Genomic DNA, 10,615 nt, shown 5'->3' with positions numbered 1-10,615 from the left:
TGTCCTCTGTCAATCGAGGCAAAATCACCTCGATCAACAGCACACACCCAACATCACAAAACGCGAAACAAATCCCAGCTCAGCACATAGGCAGAAACAAGCGCCCTATCGCGGAGCGATTTAGTGCTCGAGCCCAAAGTGGAAGTCTTCCAGATCCTTCGCGAGCGGCAGCTTCGCCACGGTGAGCTGGTATTTGATCGAGCGCGCCTGCTTCTCGGCGATCTCCGACTGCAGCAGATCTCCCACGATGCGCGGCGGCTCGAACTGGCGCTTGATGCCCGTGGCCATGACCTCGTCATAGGCACTGCGCATCCCGTAGAGTTTGAGGGTTCCCATCAGTTCCAGAACCTGGGTGCGTTCCATAGCGACTTGTTCTCCTGAGGCTGTCATAGCGTGCGCAATCAGCCACGGGCTCGTGGGTCAGTCGCAACGCGGTGGGGGTGAGAAGCAATGGCGGTGGTGTATGATCCCGGCTGCGGGCGAGGATGTTGATGATCACCGGCGCCGAGAACACGCCTTGTACCAGCGCCTCCTGACAGGCCGCCTCGACGGCGACAATGCCATCACCAGCGACACAGCCGAGAATGGCGACCATCTGACGATCACCGTCGCTGACGCTCTTGAGTTTGCGCCGCACGCCGGCCATCGCAGCTGGCAGCACCCAGTTCTGGAACGGTGCGCCATTGCGCAACGCACCGGGTTTACGCGCCAGCACAGGGACATAGTGCCAGGGATCATAGACCGTCTCGTTGCGACCGAAGCAGCGGGGATGTTCGGCCACGACAACGCCATTTTGTCGGATGACGATCTTCTCGGCATAGGCGTGGACTTCGACGGGCCGCCCGACGGCTGTTGAGATGACCGAATACTTGTTGTTGTCGAACCTGACGAGGCACATCTTCGACACCGAAGCCGGAACTGAATGAAACCCGTCGAACGGGCCGACATAGGGCACGAGGGTCGCGCGTTCCGCTTCGAACATTTGCCAGATCATCTGATCACTGCGCTCGGGATGCTTGTGCGCCTTGGCATAGGCGATGCACTTGTCGAGTAGCCAGACGTTCAGCTCGTCCAGGCTTTTGACCCGAAGCCGGGGCGTGAAAAATCGCTCGCGGACAAGGCCGACCTGGTTCTCGACCTGACCTTTCTCCCAGCCGGACGCCGGGGTGCAGGCGACCGGCTGAACCAGATAATGGCTGCACATCTGCAGAAACCGCCGGTTATAAAGCCGCTCCTTGCCAATGAAGACTGCCTCGACTGCTGTCTTCATATTATCGTAGATGCCGCGCGTGCAGGCCCCTTTGAAAAAGGCGAAGGCGCGCTCATGCGCGTCGAACACCATCTCCTGGCTCTCACGCATATAGGCCCGCGCGAACATCATCCGACTGTGACACAGCCGGACATGTGCGACCTTCACCGTCGTTGTAACGCCGCCGATCAGCACGATCTCATGGCTCCAGTCAAACTGGTAAGCCTCGCCCGGCGCGTAGTAGAGCGGCACATATGCTTCCGCTGCAGCTGACCCGCGCGCCTTCGACCATGTCTTGGCATAGCGTCGAACTGCGTCGTAGCTGCCTTCATAGCCAAGCGCCCGAACTTCCTCATAGATCCGGATCATCGTCAGCCGTTCACGCGATGGTTTGCCTTCATTGGCCGCCAGGAACCGGTCGACCTCAGCCTGCCATGGCCCGATCCGCGGCATCGGCTGGTGTTCCCGCTCGTATGTGAAATCGGTCTCGTCCGTTCGCAGGATCTTGCGCACCGTATTGCGCGACACATGCAACTCCCGGGCGATGCGCTTCATCGACCAGCCCTGCACATGAAACGCCCAACGCACCCGCGCAATCGTATCCACTCGCTTCAACTCCCCCTCCATCCGCTGCCGCAAAACGGATGGTTAGATGAAACATGAGGGGGGTCAAAATTGGACGCCGATTACCCCACCAATGGGGTCAGTTTTGCACGCCGAATCACAGGAAAACACACTTCTTGCAGGCGACGTTGACGCCGTAGACCAATACTTTGCGACGGATATCATCCAGCACAACCCAATGTTCGCCAATGGTATTGAGGCCCAAAAGGGCGTCGTCGGCTTCCTTGCTGGCAGCGGCAACTTCAAGGCCGACTACCTCCGCGTGATTGCAGATGATAACCTCGTCGCCGTACATGCCCGCTATGAAGGCTTCGGCCCTACGCCGGTGATCGGCTTTGACGTGTTCCGTGTCGAAGACGGCAAGATCGCCGAACATTGGGACAATCTGATCGAAGAGCAGCCTGTGAACCCCTCAGGCCGCAGCCAAATCGACGGCGCGACCGAGATTACCGACCGTGATCTGACCGAGGAGAACAAAGCCAAGGTAGAAGACTTCCTGACCCGAGCCCTGATCAACCACGAACAAATCGATTTCACCCAATACATCAACCCGGCCAACTATCTGCAGCACAATCCGCAGGTCGCTGATGGCCTCGACGGCTTCGGTGCGTTTATGGCCAAGATGGCCAAGCAGGGCATCAGCATGGACTATACCGAGGTCCATGAGGTGATCGGCGAAGGCAATTTCGTTCTGACGTGATCGGAAGGAACACTCGGCGAGGACGGCACGGCTTTCTATGATTTGTTCCGCCTCGAAGACGGCCTGATCGTTGAACACTGGGACGTTATCGCGCCGATGCCCGGCCCGGATGCCGCGCACAATGAAGCCGGCAAATACTGATTGAACTTGGCGCCCCAGTGCGTTCGGGGCGCCCAATACGGAGCATCAAATGAAACGGAGAACCCTTCTCAAAACCTCGCTCGGCGCATCGCTGGCGATCATTCTCGGACAACACGCAGGGGCACAGGACATGGACGCAACCACGCAAGAAAGCTTTGACACCGTAATGGCCTTCATGGGCGCAATGGGGGCTGGCGATATGGACAAAATGGGCGCCCTGATGGCCGACGATATGGTCTGGCACAACGAGGGCGATGAAAGCCTGCCGTGGATCGGCGAAGCACGCGGCAAGGAGGCGGTTTTCGTTTTCCTCGGCGTCTTCAGCCAGAACTTCCAGACAACCGCTTGGGAAAACACGGATGCGTTTGCCTCAGGCGACATCGTCGCTGTCTTTGGAGAGATGAGCGCGATCACCACAAAATCCGGCAAAGAGACTGGCCCCTTCACCTTTGCTCTGCGGGCCAAGGTCCGTGATGGTCAGGTGGTGCTGTGGCACTGGTTCGAAGACAGTTTTGCCGTCAGCCAAGCCTACCACGGCTAATATCCGCTAAATGGCATGGCCCGTCGGGCCGTGCCATCCTGCACCAAGTCAAAGGAGAGCCCCATGCGCTATGCCGTCACCGCCGTTTCAGGACAACTTGGTCAGGAAATCGCCCGCAAACTCATTGAACTAACAGACCGCTCGTCGGTCATCGGCCTCGCCCGGACGCCCGGCAATATCACCGATTTAGGGATTGAGGTGCGTCCCGGCGACTATGACAAGCCGGACGACCTTCGGTCATCCCTTGCGGGCATCGACGCGCTTGTCCTCGTGTCCGGCATGGCCCCGCCCGAAGATCGCATCGGTCAGCACCGCAATGTGATTGAGGCAGCCAAGGCCGCTGGCGTTCGCAAGATTGTCTACACCAGCATTCAGGGCCCCGAGGACGGGACCGCCTTTTCGCCCGTCGTGCAGAGCAATCGCCAAACCGAGGCCGACATCCGCTCCAGCGGCTTGAACTGGGCCATCGGCCGCAACGGCATCTACATCGAGCCTGACGTCCAATATATCGACAGCTACCGCGCCAAAGGCGAGATCGCCAACAGCGCGGGGAATGGAAAATGCGGGTACACGACGCGCTCGGAATTGGCCCATGCTTATGCCGCTCTGCTGACGCGGGACGAACTGAACGGCCAAACTTTTGACCTGAACGGCACCCCGATCACTCAGGCCCAGCTGACGGAATACATTAACGCCGCATATGGCATCCAATTGGCCTATCGCAGCATGTCTGCCGAAGACTATGTCGCTGACCGCACCGTCGAACTTGGCAATTTCATCGGCCCGATTATTGGCGGCATTTACGACGGTATCCGCCGCGGCGCCTATGACACGCCCGGAGACTATGAAGCCGCTACCGGGCGCCCCCACCAAAGCTGGCAAGACTATTTTTCTTCTTTCTCACGCTGATTGCGACAGAAACGCCGTCCTGCCGCGTAGAACGACAAACTTCTCGGAGATATGTCCATGCTGAAATCCATTTGGGATCACCCCTTCACTTTCTGGGCGCTATTGAGCCTTCCTGCCATTCCAATGATCCTCGGGCTCACCTCCGGCGATCCAGAAGCGGTCAGCAGCCTCCTGCACCCCACAGGCGAGTTTGCCGCGCGTTTCATGATCATCGCCATGATGATCACCCCGCTGGTGATGCTCTTTCGGAACGCAAGCTGGCCGCGCTGGCTAATGAAGCGTCGGCGCTATCTTGGAGTGGCCGCGTTCTTCTACGCGTTGGCCCACACGGTGCTTTACCTTCTCGATGAAGGTGCCGTCGCCTTTACTGAGGGCGAGGTAACGAAGCTGTACATCTGGACGGGCTGGATCGCCTTTCTGATCTTTGTGCCACTGGCCATCACCTCAACAGACGCATGGGTGCGCCGCCTCGGGCGGTCGTGGAAAAAGCTACAGCAGTTTGTCTATGGTGCGGCTGTGCTGACGCTCGTTCACTGGGCGGCGCTGCACGATTGGGGCGGCGTCGGTGCGGCTATGGTGCATTTCGCTCCGCTGGCAGCTCTTGAGGTTTACCGTCTGTGGTCAACTCAACAGCGCCAACGCCAGCGCGCTGTCGTGTAAATTGCCGATGACTGTAAAACGGAATTGGTTGCAGGTCGGTTCTACCGGTTCCTAAAAGGCAGGCATCTATTAGTTCATCTCAAGCTTCAATATTCGGCATCTCATCCGCTAAGCTCCCAGCGACCGCAGCGCATGAGCCAACCGCTTGGCCGCGTCGACCGCAGCCTCTCCGCGCAGCGGCCATGCCTGTGTCAGTCCTTCTATGATCACCAGAGGCGCAGTATCAGCACTGCTAAGCCCAGCCGCTGCGGCGGCCCGCGTCGCCACCTCGGCCTTGTGGCGTTCAAGAAGAGCGCGAAGGGGCTGACTCCGGGGATCTGCGGCCACGGCTGCGTGGAAAAGACAGCCATGTGATGTCTCCGTTTCCATCCACTTGCCGATGCGCGACAGGATCGTATCGAGTGCCTTTTCAGGCTCATTTGGCAGATTATCGAAGACACGGGTCAGATAGCGTTGATGCCTATTTTCCAGTGCAGCCAGAACCATTTCCGCCCGCGACGGCGTGTATTTGTAGAGCGTACGCAGGCTGACCCCTGCAGCATCCCGTAGGTCCTCAACGCTGGGCTCGGCGAAGCCACGACTGGCAAAAGCACGCTCAAGTCCCTCGGATATCTTGCTCATCATATCGCTCATACTTGACGATGTAGAATGATCTCTCTACCTACACAAGTAGAACAATCATTCTACACCGGAGCACCGCCGATGACACCTCCCAATACGATGAAAGCTATTGTCCTCACTGGCCATGGTGGATTGGACAAGCTCGAATGGCGCGAGGATGTTCCAGTTCCGCTGCCGGAAGCCGGTGAGGTGTTGATACGTGTGGGCGCGTCGGCGGTGAACAATACCGACGTTAACACTCGAACGGGCTGGTATTCGAAAGCCGTACGCGGCGACACCGGGTCGGCCGCGGCTGAGGGCTACGCAGGTGTCTCCGATGCCGACGGCGCATGGTCCGGTGCGCTCAGTTTCCCGCGCATACAGGGCGCGGATTGCTGCGGTGAGATCGTCGCCGTCGGTGACGGTGTGGACACCGGGCGGATTGGCCAGCGCGTGCTGGTACGGCCTATGCATCGCCCTACCGGCACCGGGCCTGATGCGCTTGTGACCTTCGGCTCGGAGCGCGACGGCGGATTTGCCGAATACACGGCCGTAGACGATGAACACGCAGTCCGGATCGACAGCCCGCTCACCGACATCGAACTCGCGTCATTTCCTTGCGCGTTCTCCACCGCCGAGGGCATGATCCAGCGGGCCGGACTGGGCGCGGAGCGTGTGCTGATCACGGGGGCATCGGGCGGTGTTGGCTCTGCGGCGGTGCAACTCGCCAAGCGGCGCGGCGCGCATGTCACGGCTTCCACGAGCCCCGCCAAGATGGACGCGGTGAAATCGCTCGGGGCTGATGCGGTATCGGACCGCAACGATGCGTATCCGAAAGATGCCTTCGATGTTGTGCTCGACTTGGTGGGTGGGCCGCGCTGGCCCGAACTGCTCGATGCGTTGGTCCCTCGGGGGCGCTATGTGACGTCGGGCGCTATTGCCGGGCCGATTGTCGAGCTTGACCTGCGGACGCTCTACCTTAAAGACCTGACGCTGATTGGCAGCACCCGGCAGGACCCGCGCGTGTTCACCGATCTGGTCAGCTACATCGAAGCAGGCGAGATCCACCCAGTGGTCGCCGAAACCTATCCGTTGCGCGATTTGCGCGCGGCGCAAGACGCATTCCTGAAAAAGTCGCACATGGGTAAAATCGGAGTAACCATCGCAGGCTGACCCGAATGAGCGAAGCAGTGGCGTTAATTGGCTTGAGCTTGGAGGCGAGCTAAGACGTCCATCGCCTTCGAAGCCTTGTCTGACGGCACGAACACGTGGTCATGGTGGTACGCGGCAATCATGTTGCAAGGTATACCAGCGTCCCCAAGTGCAGTCGACACAGCGGCCGTAAGCCCGACACCTTCCAAAGAAGAATAGACATTAAGTGTTATACATCGCATGGGGTGCGCCGCATCAAGGCCGGCTTCTTCAGCCACTTCGGCAGGAACGAGCAACGACATCCCTTCCGCTTCTTTGAAAGTCGATACTGCATGGAATGAGAGTGACTTGATGCGTGCGGGATCATCCGTTGTGATGAACATGAAAACGCCCGGTGTCAGCGTTGGGGTCATACCTGCGATTATATCGTAGGCTGTGAGGGCGACTTCGGGCATTTTTGCTCTTTCCATCGAGTGTCGTTGGGGCTTTATCTGACTTCGTCAGCCGCAATAAGTCGAGTCAGTTGCTTTGAAGGCTGCACGATTGCTTTGGCTTTTGGCCAAAGGGTTTTAAGCCGACCTCACATCCGTCTCCGAGGTCAGCTTGCACCGGAATCCAAGCCCTTCTTTATGTGGGTTGAGATGACGGCTTTTATGGCCTCCACGATTTCCGCAACTTTTGCCGGGTCTGCGGCATCGTCATGCGGGGGGGCGAAACGGCCTGCGTCATTGTCGTAATAGCGCCCGGTGGCTGAGGCAAATTCATCGGAAAGTGCTGCACGTCGCAGGACGTCAGCACCGATAGACAGATCATTACCCGTCACGCCAAAGCCTTCCTTGACCATCTTCGATGCCAGCAAAGAGCCGGGATTTACGGCGATGAATGCGGGGCCTTCGGGGTGAAAGCGGGCCATTTCTTGCGTCCACATCGTGATGGCCAGTTTGCTTTGAGCATAGGCTTCCATGTGGTCGAGAGCGCGTTTGCCACGCATCGCGTCAACGTCCACGGGTGCTTGCGCTGCAGACGACAGGTTTACCACGCGGCCCTCCTTTGGAATGATCGACAGGAGCAATTGGGTCAGCAGGAAGGGCGCGAACGTGTTAACCACGAACCGCGTGTCGAGGCCCTCGGATGTGCGGGTCTTGTCGGTCTTGAAGACTCCTGCATTGTTGATCATTACATCGATCCGGTCGTGACGGGCCCGGACCTCGCCAGCCAACCGCTCAACCTCCTCCAGTCGGGACAGATCGGCGCGGTAGGTTTCGGGCGCGCCGCCCACTTCCTGTGCGGCGGCTGCCAGTTTATCGGCGCTGCGACCGTGCAAGAGGACGGTGTGGCCAGCACCTGCGAGGGTCTTTGCGGTCAGCAGACCGATGCCGTCGGTCGCGCCGGTTATCAGAATCGTTTTGGACATTTGGGTCTCCTCAAGATTGGAAGTTCGGCAGGATTTCCTCTGCCAGTGTATGCATGGTGTCTTCGACATTCGCGCCGTTAAAGCGCAGGTTGAGGGCGACGTGGTTGATACCAAGATCGCGGATTTCCATAAGGTAGCGCCGCAGGTGGTCTGTGCCCGACTGAAACCCCAAGTGGATCGGACGGGGTGGCGCATCGGCCTGCGCAACAAGATCCACATAAAGCGATTGCATCACCGGCTTATCGGGCAGACCTGCGTGTGCTATCCGCTCACGATACGCGAGAATCTCCCGGCCCTGCGCTGCCGCATCCCGCGGGTAGGTCATCCAGCCATCGCCATTGCTTGCGACCCATTCGGGAGATTGTTGACTGCCGCCGGTGATCAGAAGGGGCAACTGCGCTTCTGAGGGTTTAGGCAACATGTCGATCCCGCCCGAAAGCGTTCCTTGCATGGTGTCGCAGCGGGGATAGGGATCGGCCATGGCGCGGATATAGTCGATGCTGTCGCGGAAGCGCCCGCCGCGATCTTCGAAGCTCATGTTCAGCGCTGGATATTCATCGGGGCGGTCCCCCGAGGCGACGCCCAGCAGCAAGCGTCCGCCAGAGAGAACATCCGCCGAGGCGGCAGCCTTGGCCACATGCGCCGGGTGGCGCAACGGCAAAACAATGCTGGCCACGCCGAGCGCGATACCGCGCGTCGAGGCTGCCAGCGCACCCAGATAGACGAAGGGATCAAACACATGTCCCGCATCTCCAAATGAGGGCACATTAAAGAGCACATCCCGCAGCCACAGGGCCGAGAAGCCAACGCTGTCGGCCAGTTGCGCACGCGCAATATGACCTGTCATGTTGGGCACCGCACTGTCTGGATAGGCTTCAAGCGGGACAACAAGCCCGAGGCTCATCTGCCCCGGCTGAAAGACGTCGTTATAAGCCCGGTTCATGCGGGGAAATGTGGTCGTTTCGCTCTTATCCAGCATGGTCAGCCCCTTTCATAAACATCGATGGTGTTGCTGCCGCACCGGGATCGTCAAGTTATCGGCGATCTTGGCAGCGAAAGTCGGGACGCCGGATCTCAAACAGCGTTCAGTTCATGAGTGATGGCGTCCCAGATCCAATGGGCGTCGGTTTTGGATTGTCTGTAAGAAGCGGCTGAAAGGCATCGTCAAGTTATCGGCCCTTCTGGCAGCGAAAGCCGGGGCGCTAGATCTCAGGCCGCCTTCAACTCACGCGTGATGTCGTCCCAAATCCAGTGGGCATCGGCTCTGGTGTGGCGATAGGCAGCGGCTGAAAGTGCATGGCGGCGCGGACGGAAGACGATTTGGACCTGATCATGAACGGAAAGAAATCGCTGGGCTTGTCTCGGCGATTTGAACCTCCCCATAATCTTTTCTCGCCGTCGGGTGGGGCGATGTGATCCTTCGGATCGATTGTTGAGGCCCTTGTGGCTGCGGTGCTCTATTCCCGGTGCGAGGTTTTTGAGGGCGGCCCCGTAGCTTCGGAGTTTGTCCGTGACAACAACTCGCGGTTGGCCAAACGCCTTGAAGAGCTTGCGAAAAAACCGAGTTTCGGCCTGTTTGTTACGCTGAGACTGGACCAGGATGTTCAGGACATCGCCTTTGCTGTCTACAGCACGCCACAGCCAATACTTCTGCCCGTTAATTGGAAGGACAACTTCGTCCAGGTGCCATTTGTCCGCCGCACTGGGGCGATCCCGGCGGATCATCTTGGAATATTGCGATCCAAATTTCGCAGCCCAAGCGCGGATGGTTTCGTAGCTGACCACAACCCCGCGCGCGGCGAGCAAGTCCTCGACATCACGCAAGCTCAAGGAAAACCCGTAATAAGCCCAGACTGCGTATCCGATGATTTCAGGAGGAAAACGATGGCCAGAAAAGGCACCAGATTGCTTTGGTTTGGTCATGCGCCCACGTACCGGCTTTTGAGATGTCTCACATCTTGACGATGCCTGGAAAACATGATCCGCTCGATCGCTCTGAACAAGAAAATCGCCTTGTTCGCAGGCCATGACGAGGGCAGGAAAGCCTGGGGCCGTATCGCATTGTTAATCGAAATATGCAAGATCAACGGCGTAGAGCCCTTCGCCTATCTAAAGGCCACCCTCGAGGCCATCGCTGCCGGACATCCTAAGAACCGCATCGACGATCTGCTGCCCTGGGACTTCACGCCGCCAAGCTGAAATCAACGTGCTTTCTAACCGCCGCTTACGCGGGTTTCGCTAATTCCCGGACATGGATTTCAGTAATTCCCCGACCGTCGTCTGGTTAGTGCCGACACCAACACCGTACCCTCTTGCTGAAAAGAGGCACCAGGACAAAACTCTGGTCTGGCTGCCTGAGGCCGTTTTTTCAGAACGGACGAAGTAGGCCAGCCTAGCAGGCATCATCACAGCATCGGAGGCTCTCAGCGTCTTGAGTGACCAAATTGATACGCTAACCTACGCAAGTCGAAAATGCAGCGGGTATTTCAGTCGACGCCGCCGAATCCCACGTGCCCGAGATATCCATTAAATTTGGTGAATGTAACTTTCATTTTAAAGCAAAAGTCCTGTCCCCATTACTCCTCTAATATGTATGAGATTTCCGTGGAAAGGTATCAGAAATGT

11 protein-coding genes and 2 pseudogenes are annotated in these 10,615 nt (G+C 58.3%); 6 read left to right on the top strand and 7 right to left on the bottom strand.

Annotation, left to right across the window (positions count from 1 at the left end; all coding sequences use genetic code 11):
• Positions 1 to 135: 135 nt before the first annotated feature.
• Together FQ320_RS23360 and istA are read right to left on the bottom strand one after the other, a co-directional pair.
• Positions 136 to 363, bottom strand: a pseudogene (locus tag FQ320_RS23360) (ATP-binding protein); the annotation flags it as partial.
• The gene (istA, locus tag FQ320_RS23355) at positions 296 to 1,864 is read right to left on the bottom strand and encodes an IS21 family transposase (RefSeq protein ID WP_148475688.1); all 1,569 of its coding nucleotides are present in this window, start codon (positions 1,862 to 1,864) and stop codon (positions 296 to 298) included. The gene istA and the pseudogene FQ320_RS23360, both read right to left, overlap by 68 nt.
• 37 nt (positions 1,865 to 1,901) lie before the next feature.
• Between istA and FQ320_RS23350 the strand changes: the two genes are divergently transcribed.
• The 4 genes from FQ320_RS23350 to FQ320_RS23335 all read left to right on the top strand — a co-directional run bounded on the left by FQ320_RS23350 (position 1,902) and on the right by FQ320_RS23335 (position 4,824).
• Complete coding sequence (locus tag FQ320_RS23350) at positions 1,902 to 2,573, top strand: nuclear transport factor 2 family protein (RefSeq protein WP_222861706.1); 672 nt, start codon at positions 1,902 to 1,904, stop codon at positions 2,571 to 2,573.
• 190 nt (positions 2,574 to 2,763) lie between these two features.
• Complete coding sequence (locus tag FQ320_RS23345) at positions 2,764 to 3,255, top strand: nuclear transport factor 2 family protein (protein WP_255509692.1); 492 nt, start codon at positions 2,764 to 2,766, stop codon at positions 3,253 to 3,255.
• A 63-nt stretch (positions 3,256 to 3,318) separates the two neighbouring features.
• Positions 3,319 to 4,164 carry an NAD(P)H-binding protein gene (locus tag FQ320_RS23340; RefSeq protein ID WP_148475687.1) on the top strand — a complete coding sequence of 282 codons (846 nt, stop codon included), beginning with the start codon at positions 3,319 to 3,321 and terminating at the stop codon, positions 4,162 to 4,164.
• A 57-nt stretch (positions 4,165 to 4,221) separates the two neighbouring features.
• The gene (locus FQ320_RS23335) at positions 4,222 to 4,824 is read left to right on the top strand and encodes a sulfite oxidase heme-binding subunit YedZ (protein WP_148475686.1); all 603 of its coding nucleotides are present in this window, start codon (positions 4,222 to 4,224) and stop codon (positions 4,822 to 4,824) included.
• Between the two features lie 108 nt (positions 4,825 to 4,932).
• Here the strand turns inward: FQ320_RS23335 and FQ320_RS23330 are convergent, their stop codons facing one another.
• A complete protein-coding gene (locus FQ320_RS23330; protein WP_255509691.1) occupies positions 4,933 to 5,445 on the bottom strand; it encodes a TetR/AcrR family transcriptional regulator in 513 nt (170 codons plus the stop codon).
• An 81-nt stretch (positions 5,446 to 5,526) separates the two neighbouring features.
• Between FQ320_RS23330 and FQ320_RS23325 the strand changes: the two genes are divergently transcribed.
• Positions 5,527 to 6,597, top strand: a complete 1,071-nt coding sequence (locus FQ320_RS23325; protein ID WP_148475684.1) for an alcohol dehydrogenase family protein — start codon at positions 5,527 to 5,529, stop codon at positions 6,595 to 6,597.
• 23 nt (positions 6,598 to 6,620) lie between these two features.
• Here the strand turns inward: FQ320_RS23325 and FQ320_RS23320 are convergent, their stop codons facing one another.
• The 4 genes from FQ320_RS23320 to FQ320_RS23305 all read right to left on the bottom strand — a co-directional run bounded on the left by FQ320_RS23320 (position 6,621) and on the right by FQ320_RS23305 (position 9,913).
• Positions 6,621 to 7,031 carry an ACT domain-containing protein gene (locus FQ320_RS23320; protein ID WP_148475683.1) on the bottom strand — a complete coding sequence of 137 codons (411 nt, stop codon included), beginning with the start codon at positions 7,029 to 7,031 and terminating at the stop codon, positions 6,621 to 6,623.
• Between the two features lie 143 nt (positions 7,032 to 7,174).
• Positions 7,175 to 7,990 (bottom strand): SDR family NAD(P)-dependent oxidoreductase, encoded by an 816-nt coding sequence (locus tag FQ320_RS23315; protein ID WP_148475682.1) that lies wholly within the window; start codon positions 7,988 to 7,990, stop codon positions 7,175 to 7,177.
• A gap of 10 nt (positions 7,991 to 8,000) precedes the next feature.
• Entirely contained in the window at positions 8,001 to 8,969 is a 969-nt protein-coding gene (locus FQ320_RS23310) for an LLM class oxidoreductase (protein ID WP_148475681.1), read from the bottom strand.
• A gap of 230 nt (positions 8,970 to 9,199) precedes the next feature.
• Positions 9,200 to 9,913, bottom strand: a complete 714-nt coding sequence (locus FQ320_RS23305) for an IS6 family transposase (protein WP_148475680.1) — start codon at positions 9,911 to 9,913, stop codon at positions 9,200 to 9,202.
• A 45-nt stretch (positions 9,914 to 9,958) separates the two neighbouring features.
• Between FQ320_RS23305 and FQ320_RS23300 the strand changes: the two are divergent.
• Positions 9,959 to 10,189: pseudogene (locus tag FQ320_RS23300) on the top strand (transposase domain-containing protein); the annotation flags it as partial.
• Positions 10,190 to 10,615 lie beyond the last annotated feature (426 nt).

The organism is Oceaniovalibus sp. ACAM 378 (genome assembly GCF_008085915.1).
Classification (GTDB): Bacteria; Pseudomonadota; Alphaproteobacteria; order Rhodobacterales; family Rhodobacteraceae; genus Oceaniglobus.
This window is presented reverse-complemented; position numbering and strand designations above follow the sequence as displayed.

What these genes read in the sequence shown, in the direction of transcription:
- FQ320_RS23350 (WP_222861706.1), top strand. Translation starts at nt 1,902, where the DNA reads ATGAAACATGAGGGGGGTCAAAATTGGACGCCGATTACCCCACCAATG.
- FQ320_RS23345 (WP_255509692.1), top strand. Translation starts at nt 2,764, where the DNA reads ATGAAACGGAGAACCCTTCTCAAAACCTCGCTCGGCGCATCGCTGGCG.
- FQ320_RS23340 (WP_148475687.1), top strand. Translation starts at nt 3,319, where the DNA reads ATGCGCTATGCCGTCACCGCCGTTTCAGGACAACTTGGTCAGGAAATC.
- FQ320_RS23335 (WP_148475686.1), top strand. Translation starts at nt 4,222, where the DNA reads ATGCTGAAATCCATTTGGGATCACCCCTTCACTTTCTGGGCGCTATTG.
- FQ320_RS23330 (WP_255509691.1), bottom strand. Translation starts at nt 5,445, where the DNA reads ATGAGCAAGATATCCGAGGGACTTGAGCGTGCTTTTGCCAGTCGTGGC.
- FQ320_RS23325 (WP_148475684.1), top strand. Translation starts at nt 5,527, where the DNA reads ATGACACCTCCCAATACGATGAAAGCTATTGTCCTCACTGGCCATGGT.
- FQ320_RS23320 (WP_148475683.1), bottom strand. Translation starts at nt 7,031, where the DNA reads ATGCCCGAAGTCGCCCTCACAGCCTACGATATAATCGCAGGTATGACC.
- FQ320_RS23315 (WP_148475682.1), bottom strand. Translation starts at nt 7,990, where the DNA reads ATGTCCAAAACGATTCTGATAACCGGCGCGACCGACGGCATCGGTCTG.
- FQ320_RS23310 (WP_148475681.1), bottom strand. Translation starts at nt 8,969, where the DNA reads ATGCTGGATAAGAGCGAAACGACCACATTTCCCCGCATGAACCGGGCT.
- FQ320_RS23305 (WP_148475680.1), bottom strand. Translation starts at nt 9,913, where the DNA reads ATGACCAAACCAAAGCAATCTGGTGCCTTTTCTGGCCATCGTTTTCCT.